The sequence below is a fragment of the Nocardioides candidus genome, from assembly GCF_041321175.1.
Taxonomy (GTDB): Bacteria; Actinomycetota; Actinomycetes; order Propionibacteriales; family Nocardioidaceae; genus Nocardioides.
The window spans coordinates 1,597,041-1,619,620 of sequence record NZ_JBGGWC010000001.1 but is presented as its reverse complement, the minus strand read 5'-3'; the positions used below and the strand labels follow the sequence as shown (position 1 = coordinate 1,619,620).

At 72.9% G+C, this 22,580-nt stretch carries 22 protein-coding genes and 1 pseudogene; 10 read left to right on the top strand and 13 right to left on the bottom strand.

All coding sequences use genetic code 11. The annotated features are described in order from the left end of the window. Nucleotides 1–23 precede the first annotated feature (23 nt). Nucleotides 24–308, top strand: coding sequence for a GlsB/YeaQ/YmgE family stress response membrane protein (locus ACAX67_RS08075; protein WP_370703295.1), 285 nt, complete (start codon nt 24–26; stop codon nt 306–308). A 21-nt stretch (nt 309–329) separates the two neighbouring features. Here the strand turns inward: ACAX67_RS08075 and proB are convergent, their stop codons facing one another. The 7 genes and pseudogenes from proB to ACAX67_RS08040 all read right to left on the bottom strand — a co-directional run bounded on the left by proB (nt 330) and on the right by ACAX67_RS08040 (nt 9,199). Then, entirely contained in the window at nt 330–1,445 is a 1,116-nt protein-coding gene (proB, locus tag ACAX67_RS08070; protein WP_370703294.1) for a glutamate 5-kinase, read from the bottom strand. Beyond that, nucleotides 1,438–3,003, bottom strand: a complete 1,566-nt coding sequence (obgE, locus tag ACAX67_RS08065) for a GTPase ObgE (protein ID WP_370703293.1) — start codon at nt 3,001–3,003, stop codon at nt 1,438–1,440. Before obgE ends, proB begins: the two co-directional genes overlap by 8 nt. Nucleotides 3,004–3,093: 90 nt before the next feature. Beyond that, nucleotides 3,094–3,351, bottom strand: a complete 258-nt coding sequence (rpmA, locus tag ACAX67_RS08060) for a 50S ribosomal protein L27 (protein WP_370703292.1) — start codon at nt 3,349–3,351, stop codon at nt 3,094–3,096. A gap of 37 nt (nt 3,352–3,388) precedes the next feature. Further along, a complete protein-coding gene (gene rplU / locus ACAX67_RS08055; protein ID WP_370703291.1) occupies nt 3,389–3,691 on the bottom strand; it encodes a 50S ribosomal protein L21 in 303 nt (100 codons plus the stop codon). A 757-nt stretch (nt 3,692–4,448) separates the two neighbouring features. Then, a pseudogene (locus ACAX67_RS21680) lies at nt 4,449–6,386 on the bottom strand (Rne/Rng family ribonuclease); the annotation flags it as partial. Between the two features lie 901 nt (nt 6,387–7,287). Continuing rightward, the gene (locus ACAX67_RS08045; protein WP_370703289.1) at nt 7,288–8,001 is read right to left on the bottom strand and encodes a TIGR03936 family radical SAM-associated protein; all 714 of its coding nucleotides are present in this window, start codon (nt 7,999–8,001) and stop codon (nt 7,288–7,290) included. A 16-nt stretch (nt 8,002–8,017) separates the two neighbouring features. Next, complete coding sequence (locus ACAX67_RS08040) at nt 8,018–9,199, bottom strand: winged helix DNA-binding domain-containing protein (protein WP_370703288.1); 1,182 nt, start codon at nt 9,197–9,199, stop codon at nt 8,018–8,020. Nucleotides 9,200–9,244: 45 nt separating this feature from the next. Between ACAX67_RS08040 and ACAX67_RS08035 the strand changes: the two genes are divergently transcribed. The 7 genes from ACAX67_RS08035 (at nt 9,245) to ACAX67_RS08005 (ending at nt 13,247) form a co-directional block, all read left to right on the top strand. Beyond that, entirely contained in the window at nt 9,245–9,967 is a 723-nt protein-coding gene (locus ACAX67_RS08035; RefSeq protein ID WP_370703287.1) for a DUF4190 domain-containing protein, read from the top strand. A gap of 218 nt (nt 9,968–10,185) precedes the next feature. Then, nucleotides 10,186–10,725, top strand: coding sequence for a hypothetical protein (locus tag ACAX67_RS08030; RefSeq protein WP_370703286.1), 540 nt, complete (start codon nt 10,186–10,188; stop codon nt 10,723–10,725). Continuing rightward, complete coding sequence (locus ACAX67_RS08025) at nt 10,722–11,405, top strand: DUF4190 domain-containing protein (protein ID WP_370703285.1); 684 nt, start codon at nt 10,722–10,724, stop codon at nt 11,403–11,405. Before ACAX67_RS08030 ends, ACAX67_RS08025 begins: the two co-directional genes overlap by 4 nt. Before the next feature lie 48 nt (nt 11,406–11,453). Then, nucleotides 11,454–12,125 (top strand): hypothetical protein, encoded by a 672-nt coding sequence (locus ACAX67_RS08020; RefSeq protein WP_370703284.1) that lies wholly within the window; start codon nt 11,454–11,456, stop codon nt 12,123–12,125. 41 nt (nt 12,126–12,166) lie between these two features. Then, complete coding sequence (locus ACAX67_RS08015; protein ID WP_370703283.1) at nt 12,167–12,379, top strand: hypothetical protein; 213 nt, start codon at nt 12,167–12,169, stop codon at nt 12,377–12,379. A gap of 24 nt (nt 12,380–12,403) precedes the next feature. Continuing rightward, nucleotides 12,404–12,979 carry a septum formation family protein gene (locus tag ACAX67_RS08010; RefSeq protein WP_370703282.1) on the top strand — a complete coding sequence of 192 codons (576 nt, stop codon included), beginning with the start codon at nt 12,404–12,406 and terminating at the stop codon, nt 12,977–12,979. An 85-nt stretch (nt 12,980–13,064) separates the two neighbouring features. Beyond that, nucleotides 13,065–13,247, top strand: coding sequence for a hypothetical protein (locus tag ACAX67_RS08005; RefSeq protein WP_370703281.1), 183 nt, complete (start codon nt 13,065–13,067; stop codon nt 13,245–13,247). A gap of 28 nt (nt 13,248–13,275) precedes the next feature. Here ACAX67_RS08005 and ACAX67_RS08000 read toward each other — a convergent pair whose 3' ends face one another. Both ACAX67_RS08000 and ACAX67_RS07995 read right to left on the bottom strand, forming a co-directional pair. Beyond that, entirely contained in the window at nt 13,276–15,213 is a 1,938-nt protein-coding gene (locus tag ACAX67_RS08000) for a TIGR03960 family B12-binding radical SAM protein (RefSeq protein ID WP_370703280.1), read from the bottom strand. Between the two features lie 11 nt (nt 15,214–15,224). Next, a complete protein-coding gene (locus ACAX67_RS07995) occupies nt 15,225–15,803 on the bottom strand; it encodes a TIGR03086 family metal-binding protein (RefSeq protein ID WP_370703279.1) in 579 nt (192 codons plus the stop codon). Between the two features lie 60 nt (nt 15,804–15,863). On the opposite strand from ACAX67_RS07995, the gene ACAX67_RS07990 reads away from it, so the two are divergent. Continuing rightward, nucleotides 15,864–16,973 (top strand): calcium:cation antiporter, encoded by a 1,110-nt coding sequence (locus tag ACAX67_RS07990; protein ID WP_370703278.1) that lies wholly within the window; start codon nt 15,864–15,866, stop codon nt 16,971–16,973. Then, a complete protein-coding gene (locus ACAX67_RS07985) occupies nt 16,970–17,815 on the top strand; it encodes a DUF8832 domain-containing protein (RefSeq protein ID WP_370703277.1) in 846 nt (281 codons plus the stop codon). The genes ACAX67_RS07990 and ACAX67_RS07985 overlap by 4 nt, the downstream gene beginning before the upstream one ends. Here the strand turns inward: ACAX67_RS07985 and ACAX67_RS07980 are convergent. The 4 genes from ACAX67_RS07980 to ACAX67_RS07965 form a co-directional block, all read right to left on the bottom strand. Continuing rightward, nucleotides 17,802–19,442: a copper resistance CopC/CopD family protein gene (locus ACAX67_RS07980; protein WP_370703276.1), complete on the bottom strand. Its 1,641-nt coding sequence runs from the start codon at nt 19,440–19,442 to the stop codon at nt 17,802–17,804. The two genes, ACAX67_RS07985 and ACAX67_RS07980, sit on opposite strands and share 14 nt — an antisense overlap. 8 nt (nt 19,443–19,450) lie before the next feature. Beyond that, nucleotides 19,451–20,131 (bottom strand): YcnI family copper-binding membrane protein, encoded by a 681-nt coding sequence (locus ACAX67_RS07975; RefSeq protein ID WP_370703275.1) that lies wholly within the window; start codon nt 20,129–20,131, stop codon nt 19,451–19,453. 75 nt (nt 20,132–20,206) lie between these two features. Continuing rightward, nucleotides 20,207–20,758, bottom strand: coding sequence for a hypothetical protein (locus ACAX67_RS07970; protein WP_370703274.1), 552 nt, complete (start codon nt 20,756–20,758; stop codon nt 20,207–20,209). A 24-nt stretch (nt 20,759–20,782) separates the two neighbouring features. Beyond that, nucleotides 20,783–22,573, bottom strand: coding sequence for an FHA domain-containing protein (locus tag ACAX67_RS07965; RefSeq protein WP_370703273.1), 1,791 nt, complete (start codon nt 22,571–22,573; stop codon nt 20,783–20,785). Between the last annotated feature and the right edge of the window lie 7 nt (nt 22,574–22,580).

Sequence of the window (22,580 nt, the reverse complement as noted above, 5' to 3'; positions counted from 1 at the left end):
GACATCGGGGGTACCACCCCGCCATGGCTCTCATCGGTTTCCTCGTCTTCGGTCTCGTCGTCGGAGTGCTCGCGCGGCTCCTCAAGCCCGGTCGTCAGCACCTCGGCATCGCGGGCACCCTGCTGCTCGGCGTCATCGGGTCCGTGATCGGAGGGGTCATCGCCTCCGCGCTCGGCACCGGTGACATCTGGGAGCTCAACTTCCTCGGCGCCGTCGTCGCCGTGATCGCCGCCGTGCTCCTGATCGGCGTCGTCGAGGCCGTCATGGGCAAGAACGACCACGGCCGCAGGCACGCCCTCCAGCGGTAGCCGCTCGGGCGCTCGGCGCCGTCAGAGCAGGACCAGGTCGTCGCGGTGGACGACCTCGCGCTCGTAGGCCGCGCCGAGCTCCCGCTTGAGCTCCTTCGTGGAGCGGCCGAGCAGGGAGGGGAGCTCCCGGGCGTCGAAGTTGACCAACCCGCGCGCGACCACGCTGCCGTCGGGGGCGAGCAGGTCGATCGGGTCGCCTGCGACGAAGTCCCCGTGGACGCCGGTGATGCCGGCGGCCAGCAGCGAGGCGTCGCGCTCGACCACGGCCCGCACCGCGCCCGCGTCGAGGCAGACGCTGCCCTTGGCCTCCGTGGCGTGGCGCAGCCACAGCTGGCGGGTCGGGCGGCGCCGGCCGCTCGCGTGGAAGAGGGTGCCGACCGGCTCCCCCGCGAGCGCTGCTGCGGCGCGGTCGGAGGAGGTGAGCACGACCGGGATGCCGGACCCGGTGGCGATGCTCGCCGCGTCGATCTTCGTCGCCATCCCACCCGTACCGACGCCCGCGACGCCGGCCGCGCCCACAGCCACGCCCTCGAGGTCGGCCGCCGATCGCACCTCGGGGATCAGTGCCGCGCCGGGTCGGTGCGGCGGACCGTCGTACAGCCCGTCGACGTCGCTGAGCAGCACCAGGAGGTCGGCGTGCACCAGGTGCGCGACCAGCGCGGCCAGACGGTCGTTGTCGCCGAAGCGGATCTCGGTCGTCGCGACGGTGTCGTTCTCGTTGACGATCGGGATCACACCGAGCTCGAGCAGCTTGGTGAAGGTCTGGTGGGCGTTGCGGTAGTGCGAGCGGCGGGTGACGTCGTCGAGGGTGAGCAGCACCTGCCCGGCGGTCAAGCCGTGCCGGGCCAGCTCCTCGGTGTAGCGGTGCACCAGCAGCCCCTGGCCGACCGAGGCGGCGGCCTGCTGGGCGGCCAGGCCGCGGGGCCGCTTCTTCAGGCCCAGCGGGGCCAGGCCGGCGGCGATCGCTCCGGAGGAGACCAGGACGACCTCGGCGCCGCCGGCGCGGACGGAGGCGAGCACGTCGACCAGCGCGCTCACCCGCGCCGGGTCGATGCCGCCCGCGGCGGTCGTCAGCGAGGAGGAGCCGACCTTGACGACGACGCGACGAGCGCCGGTCACGGCCGCTCGGTCACTCACCCGGGTCCTCCTCCAGCCATGCTTCCTCGTCGCTCGTGGCCGCAGTGGCGGCGTCGGGGTCGTCGTCGGAGCCGATCTCGTAGGACAGCGGTCCGTACTCGTCGGGCCGGTCCAGGCGGCGCGCCACGTCGGCGCGGGTCTCGGTCTCGGCACGGTCGGCCATGCTCTCCTGGATGTCGCGGCGCCGCTGCGCGGCCGGCCGGTCCTCCTGGAAGCGCTCGTCCTGGCCGCGGCGGGACAGGTTCTCGGCGCCGGCGTCGATCCCGGGCTTGAAGTCGAAGACGACGGAGTCGTCCGGGTGCCCGATGAGGACGGCGTCGCCCTCCTCGGCACCGAGCTGGAGCAGCTTCGTCTCCACACCGAGGCGGTTGAGGCGGTCGGCGAGGAAGCCGACGGCCTCGTCGTTGCTGAAGTCGGTCTGGCGCACCCAACGCTCGGGCTTGACGCCGCGCACCCGCCACCCCGCCCCGGTCTTGCGCACGGTGAACTCGTCCTCGTCGATGCCCTTGGGGCGCAGCACGATGCGCTCGACGATCTCGGTGGCCTTCTCGGCACGGGCCGCCAGCACGATCTCGGCCATCGCGAAGACCAGCTCGCGGGTGCCCTCGCCGGACATCGCGGAGATCTCGAAGACGCGCAGGCCGCGGGCGCGCAGCTCGTCGAGCACCATCGAGGAGATGTCGCGTCCGTCGGGCACGTCGACCTTGTTGAGGGCGACGAGGCGCGGACGGTCCTCCAGGCCGCCGTAGCGGCGCAGCTCGTCCTCGATGACGTCGAGGTCGTCGACGGGGTTGCGGCCCGGCTCGAGGGTGGCGGTGTCGAGGACGTGCACCAGAGCAGCGCAGCGCTCGATGTGGCGCAGGAAGTCGTGGCCGAGGCCGCGGCCCTCGGCGGCGCCCTCGATCAGCCCCGGCACGTCGGCGACGGTGAAGGTCGTCTCGCCCGCCGTGACCACGCCCAGGTTGGGCACCAGCGTGGTGAACGGGTAGTCGGCGATCTTGGGCCGCGCCCGCGAGATCGCGGCGATCAGGCTGGACTTGCCGGCGCTCGGGTATCCGACGAGTCCCACGTCGGCCACCACCTTGAGCTCGAGGACGATCTCGAGCTCGTCGCCAGGCTCGCCGAGCAGCGCGAACCCCGGAGCCTTGCGGGCCTTCGACGCGAGCGAGGCGTTGCCGAGGCCGCCCTTGCCGCCCTGGGCGATCACGAGCTCGGTGCCGGGGCCGACCAGGTCGGCGATGACCTCCCCGTTGGGCAGGCCGACGACCGTGCCCGCGGGGACGGGCAGGACGAGGTCGGCACCGTGGGCGCCGTTCTTGTGGTCCCCGGCGCCGTGGCCGCCGTTCTCCGCCTTGCGCTTGGGGCTGTGGTGGTAGTCGAGGAGGGTCGTGACGTCGGGATCGACGCGCAGGATGATCGAGCCGCCCGGTCCGCCGTTGCCGCCGTCGGGGCCACCGAGGGGCTTGAACTTCTCGCGGTGCACCGACGCGACGCCGTTGCCACCACGCCCGGCGGCGACGTGGAGCATCACCCGGTCGACGAACGTGGGCACGGCCATGGGATCAGTCTTTCGTAGTGCGGTCGGGAAAATGACGAAGGGCGCCCCGTACGGGACGCCCTGGGTCAGAAGTCTTCGTCAGACTGAGCGTCACTCAGCCGACGGGACGATGTTGACGACCTTCCGGCCGCGGCGGGTGCCGAACTCGACGGCTCCGGCCTCCAGCGCGAACAGGGTGTCGTCGCCACCGCGACCCACGTTGGAGCCCGGGTGGAAGTGCGTGCCGCGCTGGCGCACGATGATCTCGCCCGCGTTGACGAGCTGGCCGCCGTAGCGCTTCACGCCGAGGCGCTGGGCGTTGGAGTCGCGGCCGTTCTTGGTGGACGCGGCGCCCTTCTTGTGTGCCATCTGTTCAGTCCTTCAGAGACGAGAGTCGAGTGCAGACTCAGAGCTTGATGTCGGTGACCTTGACCTGGGTGTACTTCTGGCGGTGACCCTGCCGCTTCTTGTAACCGGTCTTGTTCTTGTACTTCTGGATGACGATCTTCGGGCCCTTGGCGGCGCCGAGGACCTCGACGGTCACCGCAGCCTTGTCGAGACCGGTGACGGTGACGGACTCACCGTCGACCGCCATGACGACGGGCAGCGTCAGGGTGTCGCCGACGGCCGTGGAGACCTTGTCGATCTCGATGACGTCGCCGACAGCGACCTTCTGCTGCTTCGCGCCTGCGCGCACGATCGCGTACACCGCGGTCTCCTTCGTCTTCTCTCGTCTGGGTCTGCGGCACGCCACGGCCCCGGTCGGACTGGGGGTAGATGCCAAGCAGAGAGGCACGCGAGGCGCGCCGACGTTCAATACTACGGATCTGCGGAGGTCTCGGCAAAACGCCGGGGCCGCCGTCAGCTCACCGCTTCCGCGTGCCCTTCCGCTTGATCGGCACGTGCTCCACGTGCGGCTCGTCGGTGGACGCGTCCCCGGTGGGCTCCTCCGGTACGGCGTCGGCCGAGCCGTCCTCGCTCGGGCGCTCGTCGACGGGCCCGTCCTGGGTCGGTGCGGTCACCGGGGGGCCGGCCGGACGGGTCGCCGCCCGCCGGCGCGTCCGGGTCACGACCTTGGGCGGCGCTGCCGGCTCCGGCATCGCGTCCGCCGAGGGTGCGCTGTCCTCGGTCGAGGGCACGCTCTCCTCGGTCGGAGGCACGCTGTCCTCGGTCGAAGGCGCGCTCTCCTCGGTCGAAGGCGCGCTGTCCTCGGTCGAAGGCGCAGCGTCGGGTTCCGGTGCGACCTCGTCAGCCAGGGGCGCGCTCTCGTCGAGCGACACGGCGACCTCGTCGAGCGACACCGCGCTCTCGTCGGCAGAGACCGCGTCCTCGTCGAGCGGGACCGCATCCTCGTCCGAGGGCGGCTTGGCCATCGCGGCGACGTCCTTCGGGGACGGCACGACGGTCTTGGCGGGCTCGTCGGCCTGGTTGCCGCCGCCCTTGCCACGGCGTCGCCGGCTCCCCCGCGAGCCGCCCTCGTCGCCGCTGCCGGCGTTGCCGCCGCCACCGTTGCCGCCGTTGCCGCCGCGGCGGGACTCGACGGGAAGGTCGTGGACGATCAGGCCGCGGCCCTGGCAGTGGTCGCAGGTCTCGCTGAAGGCCTCGAGCAGGCCGGTGCCGATCCGCTTGCGGGTCATCTGGACCAGGCCGAGCGAGGTCACCTCCGCCACCTGGTGGCGGGTGCGGTCACGGCCCAGGCACTCGACCAGGCGGCGCAGCACGAGGTCGCGGTTGGACTCCAGGACCATGTCGATGAAGTCGACGACGATGATGCCGCCGATGTCGCGGAGCCGGAGCTGCCGGACGATCTCCTCGGCGGCCTCGAGGTTGTTCTTCGTGACCGTCTCCTCGAGGTTGCCGCCCGACCCGGTGAACTTCCCGGTGTTGACGTCGACGACGGTCATCGCCTCGGTCCGGTCGATGACGAGCGAGCCGCCGGAGGGCAGCCAGACCTTGCGGTCCAGGCCCTTGGCGATCTGCTCGTCGATGCGGTAGGTCGCGAAGACGTCGGGGCGGTGCTCGCCGTCGACGACGTTCTCGTAGTGCTCGAGCCGGTCGGCGAGGTCGGGAGCGACGTGGTCGACGTAGTCGCGCACGGTCTCCCAGGCCTCGTCGCCCTGGACGACGAGCTTCGAGAAGTCCTCGGTGAACAGGTCGCGGACGACCTTGAGGGTGAGGTCGGGCTCGCCGTAGAGCAGCTGCGGCGCGTTGCCCTTGGCGACCTTCGCCTCGACGTCCTCCCAGCGTGCCTTGAGCCGCTCGACGTCGCGGGTCAGCTCGTCCTCGGAGGCGCCCTCGGCCGCCGTGCGCACGATGACGCCGGCCGACTCGGGGACGATCTCCTTCAGGAGCGTCTTGAGCCGACCACGCTCGGTGTCCGGCAGCTTGCGGGAGATGCCGGAGGTGGTGCCGTCGGGCACGTAGACGAGGAAGCGGCCGGCGAGGCTGACCTGGCTGGTGAGCCGGGCCCCCTTGTGGCCGATCGGGTCCTTCGTCACCTGGACGAGCACGGGCTGCCCGGACTGCAGCACCGACTCGATCTTGCGCGGGCTGCCCTCCTTGTGGCCGAGCGCCGACCAGTTCACCTCGCCGGCGTAGAGCACCGCGTTGCGGCCCTTGCCGATGTCGATGAAGGCGGCCTCCATGGAGGGCAGGACGTTCTGCACGCGCCCGAGGTAGACGTTGCCGATCAGGGAGGTCTGCGACTCGCGGGCGACGTAGTGCTCGACGAGGACCTTGTCCTCGATCACGCCGATCTGCGTGACGTCCTTGCGCTGGCGCACGACCATCACGCGCTCGACCGACTCGCGACGAGCGAGGAACTCGGCCTCGCTCACGATCGGTGCTCGGCGGCGACCCGCCTCGCGGCCCTCGCGGCGGCGCTGCTTCTTCGCCTCGAGCCGCGTCGATCCGGAGACCGCCGTGATCTCGTCCTCGGCCGAGCGGGGCTTGCGGACGCGCGTGACGGTGTTCGGGTCGTCGTGGGCGTCCGAACCGGCCTCGCCCTCGCGGCGGCGCTGCCGACGGCGGCGCGAGGACGAGGAACCGCCCCCGCCCTGCTCGCCGGAGTCGTCTCCGTCGCCCTTGCCCTCGGGCCTGCCGCCGGACTTGCCGCCGGACTTCGCGCCGGGCTTGTCGCCGGGCTTGTCATCGGACTTCTTCGCCTCGGCGGCGCCCTTGGCCTCGCCGTCGTCCTGGGCGGAGTCCTCGTCGGAGTCGTCGTCACCCTCGCCGGAGGCCTCGTCGCCGCCGGTCCCTGAGGGCTTGCGCCGGCGACGGCCGCCGCGGCGACGGCGACGGCGGGCCGCCGTACCGGTGCCGCCCTCGCCCTCGGTCTCGCCGTCGGTCTCGCCCTCGGTGTCGCCCTCGGTGTCGTCGCTCGCGTCGGGCTCGGTCGAACCCGACGCGGCCGGCTCCGCGGCGAGCGGTGCTGCGGCCTCGGTCTCCTCGTCGGCCTCGTCCTCGTCGACCTTCGGGGCCGGCTTGGGCTGGGAGCGCTTGCGGGTCGTCTTGGTGACCTTCGGCGCCTGGAAGAGCACGGCGGCGCCCGCGCCACCCTCCTCCGCAGCCGGGTCCGCCGTCCCGTCGGCGTCGGCCGCGGCGGGCTCGACGTCGGCCTTGGGCGCGGCAGCCTTCTTCGCCGGGGCCTTCTTGGCCGCCGCCTTCTTCGCCGCCGCCTTCTTGGCCGGCGCCTTCTTGGCGGGCTCCGCGGCCGGGGTCTCACCGGACTCGTCGGGAGGCGCCGCGGCAGCCTTCTTCGCCGGGGCCTTCTTGGCCGCGGTCTTCTTCGCGGCCGCCTTCTTGGCGGGGGCCTTCTTGGCCGCCGCCTTCTTCGTCGGCTTCTCCTCCGGAGTGCCGTCGGCGGTGGTCGCGTTGTCGTCGACGTTGTCGACAGGGGTGTCAGCCATGCGCTGCTCCTCTGCCGGCCCGCCGCGCGGGCGGACCGGACATGTCATCGCCGCGTGGACCCGGATCACCGGACCGGCGGCGCCGCCTTCGGTAGGACGACACCCTCCGCGGAGCGTCACTGGTGGTCGTGGCCTGCCTGCCGCGGTCGTAGGCCCGGATGGGGATCCGGAGCCGGATCGCTGTCACCGATCCGACACACCCGCGTCGCGGTCTGGCGAGGTCATGACCTCCACCGTGCCGGCGCCGTCTGACTGCTACGGCAACCGGCGAGAACGTCGTCGAACGGTCATGCGGCTCTCTCGTGGTGAGGGGGCCGTCGGGGCCGATCTGTGGCGAGTATCGCACACAGCGGGTGAACAGCCGGTATCCCGACCCGCCGGCCAGGTCCGGTCCCGGTCAGGCCAGCGGGTCGCCGACGAGCCCGGTCGCCTCGTCCAGCGGCCCCTGACCGAGGCGGGTGAGCAGGGCAGTGGGAGCCGCGGCGAAGCCGGCGACCTCGGCCAGCCCGGAGAGCACGTCGTCGGGCCTGACGGCCGGCACGGTGTGTCGCAGCACGAGACGCAACGCGGGCTCGCCCGCCGCCTCGACGGCCTCGAGGGAGACCACGGCCGTCCGGCAGTCGAAGCTGCGCAGACCCTTCTTGGTCATCCGCTCGACGAGCACCGACTCCGTGCTGAGGAACGTCGCGACGGCCTCCTCGACCTTCGCGCGGTCGCTCCCCCGCAGCTCCACCAGCCACGAGCTCGCGGTCAGCAGGTCGGCAAGGGCTCCCCCCGGCGACTCCATCACCGCCACGACGTCGACGCCGTCGGGGAGCGCCTCGTCGAGCGCTCGGGCCACCTCGGCGGGATCGCACCGCTCGGCGAGGGCGAGCTCGAGGTACTCCGCCTCGCTCGCCGCCCCGGTGGGCGACGCCCCGGCGTAGGAGATCCGCGGGTGGGGGTGGAAGCCGGAGCTGTAGGCCATCGGGATCTGCGCCCGGAACACCGCACGCTCGACCGCGCGGCTGACGTCGCGGTGGCTGGTGAACCGCAGCCGGCCACGCTTGGCGTAGCGGATCCGCAGCCGCTGGACGGGCGGGGCCTGCTGCTCCGGCTGCTGACGACTCACGGAGGGCGATCCTAGGTCAGGTCAGGCGGGCTCCCTTCATCTGCGGGGAGGCGTAGACGTTGGTGATGCGCACGCCGTCGAGCCACCTCGTCAGCCGGTCGGCCTCGCCCTCGAGCGCGGCCTGCGCCTCCGACCCGACCTCGTGACGCAGCACGAGGCGGACGACCGCATCGTCGTCCTGCACCCAGCAGCCGACGACCCGGCCGTCCCACCAGGCGGTGTTGCCGGCGTTGCCGTTGCGGTCGAAGAGGTACGGCGTGTCGTCGGCGTCGAGGTAGAACGACCGTTCCTTCCAGCCCATCACGGTCGGGTCGAGGGTGGGCAGGAGCGCGGCCCACGGCTCGGCCTCGGGGGCCTCGTCGACGTCGTCGGGGAGCACCCAGCCCGAGCCGCCCCCGTCGAGCCCCACCTCGACCGCGCCCACGTCGGCGAGCGCGCGCCGCACGGCCCCCTTGGTCGCACCGAGCCACCACACGATGTCGGTCTCGGTGCCGGGCCCGAACGTCGCCAGCCAGCGCCGCACCAGCTCGGCGTAGCCCGCGTCCTCGGGCCACGGCTCCGGCGGGCCGCCGAGCCACCGGTCGGTGCGGACCCAGGACGGCTTGTTGAGGCGCCAGTGACCCGCGTTGGCGCCGCGGACCACCCGCCCCTCCGCGCCCAGCATCGTCATCACCCACGCACCCACCGGGACCTCGGCGCTCCACCTGGTCGCGCGGGTGCCGATCGTGACCCGGCCCTCCAGCGCCGGCACCAGCGCCCGCAGCTCCTTGGTCGTGCGCGCGACGCCGTCGGCCAGGACGTCCAGCACGTCACCGGCGACCGCGTCGATCCAGGGCCCGGGGTCGTCGGCGATGCCGGCCTCGGTCACCCACCTGGCCACCTGCTTGCGCTGCTGCACCGCCACCCGGGCGGCCGCGCTCCCCCACGTCGCCGGCAGCAGGTCGCGCGGGAGGACGAAGAGCGTGCGGCGCATCGCCAGCTGCTTCACGACGGAGCGGTCGTCGTAGAGCGCCTGCTCGACGTCGCCCACGCTCACGCCCGGGACGCGCGCCCACAGCGCGAGGTGAACGGTCGCCGCCTCGGTGGCGTGCAGCACGGTCATCGCCCGGGTAGCGCTCTCCACGTCGGGCAGGCCCCCCACCAGACCATGCCTCGTGGCGAGTCGCGCGCGTCGCTCCCGGTCGTCGATGTGCCGCATGCGGATATGGTCGCCGACACCTCCGACACGCCGTACTCTCCTCCCGTGAGCAACCCCTACGGCAACGATCCCTACGGCCAGCAGCAGCCGAACCCGTACGGCCAGCAGCCCCAGAACCCGTACGGCGGCGGTGCCGGGGGCGGCTCGTCGTACCCCCCGCCTCCCGGCGGTGGCGGCTTCGAGCAGCCGAAGACGGACGGCGTCTCCGTCGCCGCGCTGGTCACCGGCATCCTGTGCTGCACCGTCGGCCTGATCCCGATCATCCTCGGCTTCATCGGGCTCAGTCGCACCAAGGGCGGCCAGCGCAAGGGGCGCGGCTTCGCGATCGCCGGCATCATCCTCGGCATCGTCGGCCTGATCGGCACGGCCGCGGTGATCGTCATCGCGGTGGCCACCGACGTCCAGGACATCCGCTCGATCGACGACCTCGAGAAGGGTCAGTGCATCAACGCCTCGGGCCTGAAGTCCGACGAGAAGCACGAGGTCGGCATCATCAAGGAGGTCGACTGCACGGACAAGCACGACGGCCAGGTCATCGCCACGAAGACGCTGAGCGCCGACGAGGCGGACAACTACGACTTCGAGGACGAGAGCCAGGTCGGCGAGCAGTGCGGCTCGATGATCGACCCCTCGCTGGCGGCGACGCTGCTCGACCCCAAGTACTTCCTGCTCGCCTTGACCCAGTCCAAGTCGCCCGACGAGGGTGACCAGGTCGTCTGCATCGTCTCCCTCGCCAACGGCGACGACCTCACCGAGGACCTGCTCTGACCGAGGACCCCGACCAGCAGCCCGCGCAGCCCGAGCAGCCGGAGCAGCGCCCCCAGGGCGGCCTCCCGGTCGACGAGTGGATCGCTGCGCAGGCCCGGACACCCGCGCGACCGGCAGGGTCGCCGTACTCCGCACCGCCCGTCGCACCGTCCGTCGCACCGCCGTGGCGCCCGTTCGACCGCACCGGCCTGCTCGGGACGGTCTGCGCCCTGACCGTCGTGGCGGCGCCGGTGGGCGTGGTCCTCGGGATCATCGGCCTGCGCCGCACGGCCGACGGCGTCAAGAAGGGCCGCTGGGCCGCGGTACTGGCGGTCGTCGGTGGCGTCCTGGCCACCTTGGCGCTCGTCGGCGGCGTGTTCGGCGTCCACTACCTCCGCGACCACCTCAGGGCCCTCGACCGGGCCGAGGCCGGGATGTGCGCCGACCTCGACGAGTCGGAGGACGGCATCGGCTTCATCGCCCGGTCCTGCTCGGAGCCCCACACGCTCGAGGTCGTCGCGGCAGGCGACTTCGGCGACCGCGAGGAGGCGCTGCAGCTCAACAGCCCGCCCGCGAAGTTCTGCGCGAGGCTCGCCGCCGAGCACTACCGCCAGGCGGCGAGCAGCGGCGACTACCTGGTGACGCTCGTCGTCGGCAGCCCCCTGCCCACCGACCCCGAGCCGGGCGACTCCTACGCCTGCTACTTCACCCGCGCCGACGGTGCCGACCTCACCGAGCCCATCCTGGCCCCGCCCGACCGCACCGGGGACAACGCATGAGCGACTGGCGGGAGCACCGACCCCGCGACGTCCACCCGGACCAGTCCCAGGCGATCTGGGCGCTGGTGCTGTCGATCTTCGGCGGCTGCTGCCTCTACATCCCGACCATCGCAGCGATCGTGATGGGGTTCCGCGTCCTGAAGCGCAGTGACGAGGACCGCGTCGACCACGGCCGCGGCCTCGCGATCGCCGCGGTCCTCGTCGCCAGCACGTACGTCGGCCTGGCCCTCGCCACGTTGAGCGCGTTCCTCGGCGCCGACGCGTTCGACCTGGCCAGCGGGCACCGCGCCGGGCGCCCGATGCTCGCCGACGCCAGCCGGGTCGAGATCTCCGACCTCGTGCCGCGGGACTGCTTCACCGACCCGCGGCTGCACGGCGGACGCCGGGACCTCACGCGCGAGGTCGACTGCGACCGCCCGCACGACGCCGAGGTCATCGACCTCCTGCCGGTCGCGTCGCTGGACTACCCCGGCCGACCCGCGTTCCGCCACCAGGCGCGCAAGTGCGACGAGTCCTTCGAGGGCTACGTCGGCGTGCCCCTGGCCGAGTCGGAGCTGGCGACGTCGTACTTCTACCCGACGCCGAGCTCCTGGTCGGAGCCGTCGACGCACATGATCACCTGCGTCGCGGTCGATCCCACGGGACGCCTCCGCGGCTCGGTCTGGCGCTCCGAGCGCTGACCACGATTTTCCTGTCCCGGACGCCGGCCAAGCCCTACGCTGCGGGTCGTGGGACAGGACCCGTACGGCGGCGGCGGCGACTTCACGCCGTACCGACCGGGCGATGCGCCGGGCGAGCCGGAACAGGGTGAGGGCACGCCGCGCGAGGTGCCGTACGGCGGCGCGACCGACCCCGCCCCCACCCCGGCCGCCCCCGCCACGAAGCAGGTCTGGCCGTGGATCGTCGTCACGGCGGTGGTGCTCGGCGTCGTCGGGAGCTGCTTCGCGGGCATCGTGAGCGTCCTCGGCAGCGACGACTCCCCCGGCTCGTCCTCGTCCTCCGGCGGCCTCGGGGCCAACGACCTCTCGCCGGGGCAGTGCCTCGTCGGCACCGGCCTCGAGCCGGGTGAGGAGTCCGTGGGCGCGCTCAAGGACGTCAGCTGCACCTCCCCGCACGACGCGGAGGTGGTGGCCGTCAACCCGCTCGACGCCGACGAGGCGGCCGCCTACGACTTCGAGGACGCCGACGGCGCGTTCGAGAGCTGCGAGCCCTACTTCAGCGACCGGGCCAAGAGGCTGCTCGAGCGCGAGGACCTCTATCTGATCGCGCTGACCCAGAGCGCCACGCCGTCGGTCGACGACCAGGTCGCCTGCCTGCTCGTGCACGAGGACGGGAGCCCGCTCGACGGCCCCGTGATCGACCTCGTCCCGGAATCGGTGATGCCGTCGCCGACGGTGTGACGGCACCGGATCGCTGACGCCGCATCGGGTAACAGAGGTCCATGAGTGACGACAGGATGCAAGCGATCCAGGCCGTGGTCGACCGGGTGACGTCCTGGCAGGACGGCGCCCCCGAGGGCACGGTCGCCGACGAGCTCCGGCGCGGTGCCGACGAGGTCGGGGTCGACCTGAGCGACGACGAGGTGGCGAAGCTGGCCGACGTCATCGAGGACCGGCACGCGGCGGTCGACGCCGCCGAGGTGCTGAGCGCGTAGCCGCCAGCCTCTACGCTGCGGTCCGTGCCGGACCAGCCTGAGAGCCGTTTCGCCCACTGGAAGGACGTCGACCCCGGTCGCCCGTCCCGACGGTGGGTCACGCTCGCCGTCGGCGTGCTCGCCGTCGGCGCCCTCGTGTACGGCGGCGTGCGACTGCTCGACTACTGGATCGACACGCCCGAACCGCCGGTCGACCCCCCGCGCGCCGAGGTGGGCTACTTCCGCCAGGACCTGCTCCGCCCGGGCGACTGCTTCAGCGACGCCGACCTCGAACGGGCCTCACGCGTCGGCTCCGACGACGCCGTGGGCACGGTTCCGGCGGTCCAGGTCGTCCGGTGCGACCGGCCGCACACCGCCGAGGTCTACGCCCGGTTCGACATCCCCGAGAGCGGGGACTACCCCGGCAGCACGGTCATCGGCCAGGCCGGGGCCGGCTGCGACGACGCACTTGCCGAGTACGCGGGGGCCAGCGGGGACGACCTCACCATCTGGCTGCTCCCGCCGACGCTCGCCGCGTGGGAGCGCGGGCAGGGCCACGGGCTCTGCGTCGCGGTGAGCGCCCGTCGGCGCCGGGGCTCGCTGAACGCCGCCGGGGCCTGACGATCATCCGTCCGGCGCTGGCTCCCGCCACCCACGGTCCCTTAGTGTCGACCTGTCAGAGCACCGCACCCCCGAAGGAGATCTCGTGGCGATCAGGGTTGTCCAGACCGACGGCAAGACCTCGACCCACAAGGACGCCGAGACGCTCTCGGTGACCGACGGCCACCTCTTCGTGACCGATGGCGGTGGGCAGGACGTCGCCGTCTACGCCCCGGGGCAGTGGACGACGGCCAGCAAGGCCCCCGCCGGCAAGGGACCGAACGCGTAGGTCCGCGCGCGGGCGGTCTCTGCGGAGGTCAGACCACCGAGAGCGGGAGCAGCTGCCGACCGGTCGGGCCGATCTGGATCTCGGTGCCCATCTCGGGGCACACGCCGCAGTCGTAGCAGGGCGTCCAGCGGCAGTCCTCGACCTCGACGTCCGCCTCGCCGGAGGCGACGGCGAGAGCGTCCTCCCAGTCCGACCACAGCCAGTCCTTGTCGAGTCCGGAGTCGAGGTGGTCCCAGGGCAGGATCTCGTCGTACTCACGGTCGCGGGTGGTGTACCAGTCGAGGTCGACCCCCGTGCCCTCCAGTGCGGTCTCCGCAGCGCCGATCCAGCGGTCGTAGGAGAAGTGCTCGCTCCAGCCGTCGAAACGACCGCCCTCGCGCCATACGGTCTCGATGATCCGGCCGACCCGGCGGTCTCCGCGGGACAGCAGCCCTTCGACGATGCCGGGCTTGCCGTCGTGGTAGCGGAAGCCGATCGCGCGCCCGTAGCGCTTGTCGGTGCGCACCACCTCGCGCAGCTGGCGGAGCCGCTCGTCCGTGGTCTCGTGGTCGAGCTGGGCGGCCCACTGGAACGGCGTGTGCGGCTTCGGCACGAAGCCGCCGATCGACACGGTGCAGCGGATGTCGTTGCGCCCTGAGACCTCACGACCCTTGGCGATCACCTTCTTCGCGAGCTCCGCGATCTGCAGCACGTCCTCGTCGGTCTCCGTCGGCAGGCCGCACATGAAGTAGAGCTTCACCTGGCGCCAGCCGTGGGAGTAGGCCGTCGCGACGGTCCGGATCAGGTCGTCCTCGGTGACCATCTTGTTGATGACCTTGCGCATCCGCTCGCTGCCGCCCTCGGGGGCGAAGGTCAGGCCGGAGCGGCGGCCGTTGCGGGAGAACTCGTTGGCCAGCGTGATGTTGAACGCGTCGACGCGGGTCGAGGGCAGCGACAGCGACACGTTGGAGCCGTCGTAGCGGTCGGCCAGCCCCTTGGCCACCTCGCCGATCTCGGTGTGGTCGGCCGAGCTCAGCGAGAGCAGGCCGACCTCCTCGAAACCGGTCTTGCGCACGCCGTTGTCGACCATCGCGCCGATCGTCTCGATCGAGCGCTCGCGCACGGGACGGGTGATCATGCCGGCCTGGCAGAACCGGCAGCCGCGCGTGCAGCCGCGGAAGATCTCCACGGAGAACCGCTCGTGCACCGTCTCGGCCAGGGGCACCAGCGGGTTGGCCGGGTAGGGCCAGGCGTCGAGGTCCATCAGGGTGTGCTTGCGCACCCGGTCCGGCGCCCACGGCCGGTTGGGGAGCACGGCGGAGATGTGGCCGTCCGCGTCGTAGCTGACGTCGTAGAACTTCGGCACGTAGACGTTGCCGCTGACGGCGAGCCTGCGGAGCAGCTCGTCCCGGCCGCCCGTCCGGCCCTCCTGCTTCCACTCACGCACGACCTCGGAGATCGCGAGCACGACCTCCTCGCCGTCCCCGAGCACCGCGGCGTCGACGAAGTCGGCGATCGGCTCGGGGTTGAACGCGGCGTGGCCGCCGGCGAGCACGACCGGGTCGTCGTCACCGCGGTCGACCGCGTGCAGCGGGATGCCGGCCAGGTCGAGGGCGTTGAGCAGGTTCGTGTAGCCGAGCTCGGTGGAGAAGCTGACGCCGAAGACGTCGAACGCGCCGACGGGACGATGGGCGTCGACGGTGAACTGGGGGATCCCGTGCTCGCGCATCACGGCCTCCATGTCCGGCCACACCGCGTAGGTGCGCTCGGCCAGGATCCAGGGCCGCTCGTTGAGCACCTCGTAGAGGATCTGCACGCCCTGGTTGGGGAGGCCCACCTCGTACGCGTCCGGGTACATCAACGCCCAGCGGACGTCCACGGAGCCCCACTCCTTGTTCACGGAGTTGAGCTCGCCGCCGACGTACTGGATCGGCTTGGAGACCGACAGCAGGTGCGGCTCGAGGAGGGGGAAGAGCGACTCAGCCATAGGGGCCGATCCTACGAGCCGGGGGGCGTCCAGCCCGATTCGCGGCCGAACCGCGCGAGCAGGTCGTGCTGCGCGTCACCGGTGAGCGCGCCGCGATCGCCGATGATCCCCGCGCCGCGGTAGAGCTCCTCGTGGGGCGTGAACCACTCGTCGAGCGCGACGACGAGGTCGGCGGGGAGCTCGGTGCCGGCGCCGACGGCCGCTGCCAGGTCCCAGCCGTGGACCAGGTGGTCGGCCGCCAGCTGCCACACGTACTCCTCGGGCCGCTCGTCGCCGTAGGACAGGTGCACGGCGGGACACTGCTCCATCAGGTCGCCGACCGCGGTCACCGCGGCGCTCGCCGCCGCCTGCGCCGCGGCCACCGGCGAGTCGCCGAGGAGGTCGCCGTCGAAGCGGTCGCCGACCTCCTCGATCGTGCTGCCCTCGAGGAGGGGCACGGTCCAGAGGTCCTCGCCCGCGACGTGGTTCACCAGCGCGCGGACGTCCCAGTCGGTGCACGGCGTCGGCAGGCCCCACTGCTCGTCGCCGACCGCGGCGAGCCGCGACGTCCACCAGTCCACGGTGCGGCGGTGCATCTGTGCTGCGTCCATCGCTCCATGGTGGTCTCGTCCGGAGGGCTTGTCGAGGTACCTCCTACACTCGGCCGCGACATGAGTACGACGACCGCGGGCCGCTTCTCCTGGGCGCTCGTGAGCCCGCCCATCGCGGCGGCGGTGCTGGCGGTCACGTGGGGCACCCACCCCGGTACCCTCGGCAACGTCGTCGTCGGCGTCGCGATCGTCGCCGCGGTGCTCGCCGCCGTCCACCACGCCGAGGTCGTCGCCCACCGGGTCGGCGAGCCGTTCGGCTCCCTGCTCCTCGCCGTCGCGGTGACGATCATCGAGGTCGGCCTGATCGTGACCCTGATGGTCGGCGGCAAGGGCGACACGTCGACCCTTGCGCGCGACACGGTCTTCGCAGCGGTGATGATCACCGTGAACGGGATCGCCGGCCTGGCGATCGTCGTCGGCGCGCTGCGCCACCACCTCGCGGTCTTCAACCCCGAGGGCACCGGATCCGCGCTGGCGACGGTCGTGGCGCTCGCGGGACTGACGCTCGTCGTGCCCGGCTTCACCACCAGCGCCGACGGGCCGGTCTTCACCGGCTCGCAGCTCGCCTTCGCGGCGATCGCCTCCCTCTCCCTCTACGCGATGTTCGTCGTCACCCAGACCGTCCGCCACCGCGACTTCTTCCTGCCGGTCGCACGCGACGGGCAACGCGGGCCCGTCGACGCCGACGGCGACGGCCACGCCGACCCGCCGACCGGACGCGAGGCGCTGATCAGCCTCGGGCTGCTCGCGGTCGCCCTGGTCGGGGTGGTCGGACTCGCCAAGGTCGAGTCGCACGCCATCGAGTCGGCCGTGCACTCCCTCGGGCTGCCGGCGGCCGTCGTCGGCGTCGTCATCGCGCTCCTCGTGCTGCTCCCGGAGTCGATCGCGGCGGTCCGCGCCGCCCTGCGCGACGACGCGCAGACCAGCTTCAACCTCGCCTACGGATCGGCGATGGCCTCGATCGGCCTCACGATCCCGTCGATCGCGGTGGCCTCGATCTGGCTCGACGGTCCGCTCGCCCTCGGCATCGACCCGCTCCAGCTCGTGCTCCTCGTCCTCTCGGTGCTGGTCGCCGTGCTCACGGTCGTGCCGGGTCGGGCGAAGCCGCTGGCCGGCGGGGTGCACCTGATCCTCTTCGCGGCCTTCCTGTTCCTGTCGGCGGCGCCGTGAGAGCCCGCGCCTCCGGGCCGGCAGCGTTGGCGTCGCTCGCGCTCCTCGCGCTCCTCGCTGCCTGCGGCGGCGGCGAGGCGCCGGGCGACGAGCCGGAGCGACTCGTCCTCAACCCGCCGACGGCCGGGACCCCGCACACGCACGGCACCGGGACCTACCGCATCGTCGACCTCCGCCTCCCGACCGCGACCGACGGCCCCGGCCGGCTCTCCTTCCGCGTCGCCGACATCTACGGGAAGTCGCTCACCGGCTACGAGGTCCAGCAGACGAAGCGGATGCACCTCTACGTCGTACGCACGGACCTGGCGGTCTACCGGCACCTCCACCCGACGCTCCACCGCGGCACGTGGTCAGCACCGGTGGACATCGGCGAGCCCGGCGACTACCGGGTGGTCGCCGACTTCGTGCCCACGGGCGAGCCGGGCTCGATCGTGCTCCGTGCGGACGGAGTCGTGCCCGGCCGGTGGCGTCCGGCCCCGGTGCCACCCGCCGAGGAGGGCGACGACGGTGTCGTGCGGGTGCGGCCCGACGGCACCGGGTCCGTCGGCGACCAGGGCCGGTTGCGCTTCGTCGTCAGCACCCTCGACGGCGAGCCGGTGCAGCTCGGCAGCTACCTGGGCGCCACCGCCCACGTCTCCGGCTTCCGCATCGCGGCGGAGCCTGCCGAGCAGGACTTCGTGCACGTGCACCCCTATGGGGAGCCGGAGCCGAGCGACGACGGCACGGTGCTGACCTTCCACACCACCTTCGAGAAGCCCGGTGACTACCGGTTCTTCGTGCAGGTGCGGGTCGACGGCGTGGTCCACACCGTGCCGGCGCGTGCGACCGTCAGTCCACGCTGACCTGGAGCGACGTCACCGGGTTGTCGAACTCGTCGACCTTCAGGCTCACCTGCACCGTCCAGTCCCCCGGCGCCGGGAAGGTGATCACGGCGCGGTACGTGCCGGCGGCGGTCGGCTCCACCGGCACCGCGCCGAGATCGACGTCGCCGTTGCTCACCGAGACCACCGGCCGCCCGCGCAGGTCGACGGGCTCGCCGAACGCGTCCTGCACCTGGACGGTCAGCCCGCGCCGGCGCGCGTCGGTGTCGTCGAGCACGGCCAGCACCTGCAGGTCGTCGACCGCGGCCCGAGCGACGCGCCCCGACGAGGCGGGAGCTGCGGTGGAGCCCTCGGCCCGGGGTGGCTGCTCCACGAGGAATCCGGTCACCGCGAGCACCCCCACCAGGAGGACCGCCTCGGCCAGCACCGTCGTCCGCACCCGCTGGGTCGTCCGCCGCCTCGCCTGGTGCGTGCCGTCGTCGACGCGGGGCAGCAGCACGAACCGGTTCCACCCCGCGATCGCCACGACCACGAGCGCCAGGCCGATCTTCACCAGGAGCAGCCGGCCGTAGGTGGTGTCGACGAGCGCGCCCCACGAGCCGAGGATCCGCCAGGCCATCAGGGTGCCCGCCCCGACCAGCACGGCGAGCAGACCCGCGGCGACGGTCGAGAACCTGCTCAGCAGCAGCGCGCCCTCACGCTCGCGACTCGCGAGCGACGGCAGCGCGAGGGCCAGGCCGACGAGGCCACCGAGCCAGACCGCGCCGGCCGAGAGGTGCAGGGCGTCGGTGAGGACCAGCAACGACTCCGGCCGGTAGGCCCGGGTGTGCCCGACGAGGGCCGGCGACCACACCGCCAGGCCGGCTCCGATGTCGCCGGCCAGCGATGGGGTGGCGCGGCCGGACAGGGCCGCGGCCAGGCCGAGACCCACGGCCTGCAGGAGCAGCACGGTGAGGTCGTGGCGCACGAGGTCCGGGTCGACCGAGGCCGCATCGAGGAGGCCGCCGAGACCGGCCCCGCGCTGGTACGCACCCGACAGCGGTACGCCGACCGCGGCCACCGCGACCGCCACGAGCGCCGCCGCGCGCAGCGTGCGGAGCAGCCGCCGCCGTACCTCCTCGCGGAGGCGGACGCCACGCGCCGTCCAGGACAGGAAGATCGTGAGGCCGCCGGCGACCAGCAGGCTCACGTAGGACAGCGCCTGCACGGAGCCGACGACGGAGCGCATCGTGGCGTCGTCGGTGACGGACGGCTCGTGCGGTGGTCGGACCGACGGGCTCGGCGCCCCGATGTGGAAGGTGAGCGAGCCCGCGACCGGGTGGCCGTCGTCGGAGATCACCCGCCACACCACGACGTAGCTCCCGTCGGCGAGGTCGGAGGGCAGGTCCGCGGTGACGGCCTCGTCGCGGGCGGCGGCGTCGACGCCGAGCGGCTCCCCCGTCGCGTCGTAGACCTCCACCCCGTCGTCGACGACCCTGACCGGCTCGTCGAAGGTCAGGGTCACCTCCTCGGGCGCCTGTTGCAGGACCTGGCCGTCGGCCGGGTCGGTGGAGACCAGCGAGGCGTGCGCCGACGCCGGCGCCGTCGCCAGGACCAGCAGGGTCCCGGCGAGGATCACCGCCGCGAGCGCACGCCTCACGTTGCTCATCGCAGGGCTCAGCCCTTCCGGGTCCGGGCCAGCGCGAGACCGCCGACCACGATGCCCAGGATGCCCGTGCCGAGGCCGGCGAGGGCGAGACCGTTGCCGTCCCCGCCGTCGTCGCCGTCGTCGTCGTCACTCCCGGGGTCAGCGTTGACCTCGGCGGCATCGGCCGCCGTGATCGTCACCAGCGGCGCGGGGTGCTCGAGCTCCTCGGGGTCCTGGCCGTCGGCGGCCTGCTCGGTCCAGCCCGTCTCACCCTCCTGGCAGGTCTGGACGACGGGGAAGGCCAGCGTCGTGCCCTCCTCCTCCGGCAGCTGCAGCGAGAGCTCGAAGATGTCGCGCTGCCCGTCGGGCAGGGGCTTCCGGGCCGTGTAGACGACCTGGTCGACGCGCTCGGTGAGCTCGTTGCCGTGGGCGTCGGTGACCGGCTGGTCGAGGGTCACCATCTTCTTCGCCACGTCCCAGTACGGGTTGCGGGTGGGCGTGACGGAGTTGATCTCCTCGGGCATCTTGACCGCGATGCGGGTCGTCGCGGAGCCGTCGCAGCCGTGCGGCACGCTGACGGTGAGCACGGCGTAGGCACCGGCCGCCGTCGTGTCGGGCGAGATCGTGACGTGGGCCGACGCGGGAGCGGCGACCAGAGCGAGCGCGCCGGCGGCCGCGGCCGCGGGCACGACGGATCGTCGGATGTGCATGTTCGGTGTTCCTGTCGTGAGGAGGGTCGAAGGGCAGGACGGCGCAGCCGACCCGCCGGTCCCCTCGAGGAACGGTCAGGCGGCCGCGCCCAGCCCCTGCGGCGGGCCACGTGTGGGGTGCGCCGTGGCCGGACGGCTCGCAGGCCGTCGTACGACCGAGGAGGGGGTGGTCCGCGCCCGGAGCGGGACCGCCGGCGCGACCGCGCCGGCCCAGCCGAGGACGACCTCGACGACCCGGCGGCGCAGCGCCCACGCGAGCGCGGCGGCGACGCCCGCGGCCGCGTGCGCGGCGAGCATCGGCCAGCTGAGGCCGAGCAACGCCTCCGATCCACCGTCGTGGACGTGCCCCGTGCCGCCGGACAACGCCACCAGCCAGGCGTGCAGCACCAGCTGGAGCCCGACGAGCGCGGGCAGGGCGACCCGCATCGGGGTGTGCCGGCGCAGCACGAGCAGGCCGGCGCCGTACGACGTCGCGACGATCACGCCCAGCGCGGCTGCCGACGGCAGCTCCCCACCGGCAGCGCCGTGCGCGATCGCCAGCGCGGCGGTGGTCTCCGCGGCGGCCAGTCCGGCGGACAGGCGCACCCCCTTGCGGGGCACCTCGCGCAGGACCAGCACGAAGGACATCCTGCCCTAACCTGCTCGACCGGCTCAGCCGACCTCTTGCTCGGCCTGGTCGATGATCGGCTTGACGGGGTCGATGGCCCGGATCCGTCCACTGGTCACCGGCGTCCCGCTCGGGTCGAACTCCAGGGCGGTGGGCAACCCGATGAGCCGGCCTTCGTTGTCGACGGCCATGCCGCCGGAGTTGCCGGGCGCGATGCGCGCGTCGGTGTCGAACTCCGAGTGGGGGCCGAGCTCGGGGTCGCTCAGCACGGTCGAGATCGCGCCGGTGGTCACGGTGATCGAGTCGCCCGAACCGGCCACCGCGGGGAAGCCGAGGACGGTGACGTCGTCCCCCGCGCGGACGTCCTCCGAAGAGCCGATCGGCACCGTCGGGAGCGACACCGGGCCGTCGAGGTCCGAGCCGTCCGCCTTGGCGTAGATCTGGATCACCGCCACGTCCAGGTGCCCGTCGGCGGCGACCAGCCGCGCGCGGTACTCCGCCGGTGACGTGGTGTCGGTCAGGCCGTCGGTGACGGAGATCAGCAGGTACTCGGGGTTGGCGATCGCGGCGTCGGAGCCGTACTGCTCGACCACCCCCGGTGCCTCGGGTGCCGCCACGTGCGCGTTGGTGAGGATCAGCCCGTCGGAGCGGATGATCGAGCCCGACCCGGCGTAGGTGACCTCCTGGCCGCTGGAGATCTCGTGGGACTCGCCGACGATCTTCACCGTGGCGGCCTTGGCGGCGTCCAGCGCCTCCTCGCTGATCGTCGAGCTGCCCGGGTCGTTCGATGCCGAGTGGTCGGCCTCGTCCCGCCCCAGGAGCACAGCGACGGCGACGATGCCGACGATGAGCAGCAGCGCACCGAGCGCGGTGCCGGCGACGAGCAGGCCGCGAGCAAGGCGACGGCGGGCGATCCGCTTCTCCTCCTCCGCGGCCGACAGGATCGGGACGAGCACCACCTCGGGTCCCGCGACAGGGTGCCCGAGCCTGACCTCCAGACGTTCGGCGAACTGCTTCGACCCGACCCGGCGGCCGTTGAGGTAGGTGCCCTCGTTGGACTGGTTGGTGTAGGTCCACCCGCCGGGCTGGGCGGACACGATGCCGTGCGAGCGAGAGGCGGCAGGGTCGCGAAGCACGACCGTGCACTCGGGCAGCCGCCCGATCGTGATCTGCGCGGGGTGGCGGAAGCGGTGCTCGCGGCCCTCCGCGACGATCAGCAGGTCAGGACCGGTGCGGACCGGTGGCGGGGCGCCCGGCGTGGCCGGCGGCCCGGGCTGGGCCGCGAGGACCTGGGTCTGGTCGAAGCCCGACGGGGCTGGCGGTGCGGGCGGTGCGGGCGATGCGGAGGGGTCGGACGGAGGCGGCACCGCGGCGCCCGAGGGCCGCGCCACGACGGTGCCGGACGGGCCTGCCGGCGGGGGCGGCGCGAACCGCGACGCCACCGGTCGCTCGCCCGGCGCGGGCGGCTTCGTCGGGGTGTCGAACGACTCCGACGGGGCCGGCGGGGGCGGCGCGACCGGCCCGGTGTCGGTCGCGCCGGAGTTGACGGGCGTGATGACGAAGTCGGCACCCGCGGCCGGCGGCCCGCAGCGGACCTGGGTCCGTCCGGTGATCGTGCGCTCGGAGACGCGGTCGCCGTCGACGTACGTCCCGAACTGGCTGCCGGTGTCGACCAGCACCCATCGGCCGTCGACCGGCCGCAGCTCGGCGTGCTGCCGGGAGACGGATCCCGCGGTCAGCACGATCTCCGCGTCGATCGCGCGGCCGATCCGGATGACGGACTTCCCCTCGAGGCGGAGGACACGCCCGTCCACCTCGACGACCAGTGGAGACATCGAGGTC

Excerpts from the sequence above, each read along its gene's own strand:
- ACAX67_RS08075 (WP_370703295.1), top strand. The coding sequence starts at position 24 with ATGGCTCTCATCGGTTTCCTCGTCTTCGGTCTCGTCGTCGGAGTGCTC.
- obgE (WP_370703293.1), bottom strand. The coding sequence starts at position 3,003 with ATGGCCGTGCCCACGTTCGTCGACCGGGTGATGCTCCACGTCGCCGCC.
- rpmA (WP_370703292.1), bottom strand. The coding sequence starts at position 3,351 with ATGGCACACAAGAAGGGCGCCGCGTCCACCAAGAACGGCCGCGACTCC.
- ACAX67_RS08040 (WP_370703288.1), bottom strand. The coding sequence starts at position 9,199 with ATGCGGCACATCGACGACCGGGAGCGACGCGCGCGACTCGCCACGAGG.
- ACAX67_RS08025 (WP_370703285.1), top strand. The coding sequence starts at position 10,722 with ATGAGCGACTGGCGGGAGCACCGACCCCGCGACGTCCACCCGGACCAG.
- ACAX67_RS08015 (WP_370703283.1), top strand. The coding sequence starts at position 12,167 with ATGAGTGACGACAGGATGCAAGCGATCCAGGCCGTGGTCGACCGGGTG.
- ACAX67_RS08000 (WP_370703280.1), bottom strand. The coding sequence starts at position 15,213 with ATGGCTGAGTCGCTCTTCCCCCTCCTCGAGCCGCACCTGCTGTCGGTC.
- ACAX67_RS07995 (WP_370703279.1), bottom strand. The coding sequence starts at position 15,803 with ATGGACGCAGCACAGATGCACCGCCGCACCGTGGACTGGTGGACGTCG.
- ACAX67_RS07990 (WP_370703278.1), top strand. The coding sequence starts at position 15,864 with ATGAGTACGACGACCGCGGGCCGCTTCTCCTGGGCGCTCGTGAGCCCG.
- ACAX67_RS07980 (WP_370703276.1), bottom strand. The coding sequence starts at position 19,442 with ATGAGCAACGTGAGGCGTGCGCTCGCGGCGGTGATCCTCGCCGGGACC.
- ACAX67_RS07975 (WP_370703275.1), bottom strand. The coding sequence starts at position 20,131 with ATGCACATCCGACGATCCGTCGTGCCCGCGGCCGCGGCCGCCGGCGCG.
- ACAX67_RS07970 (WP_370703274.1), bottom strand. The coding sequence starts at position 20,758 with ATGTCCTTCGTGCTGGTCCTGCGCGAGGTGCCCCGCAAGGGGGTGCGC.
- ACAX67_RS07965 (WP_370703273.1), bottom strand. The coding sequence starts at position 22,573 with ATGTCTCCACTGGTCGTCGAGGTGGACGGGCGTGTCCTCCGCCTCGAG.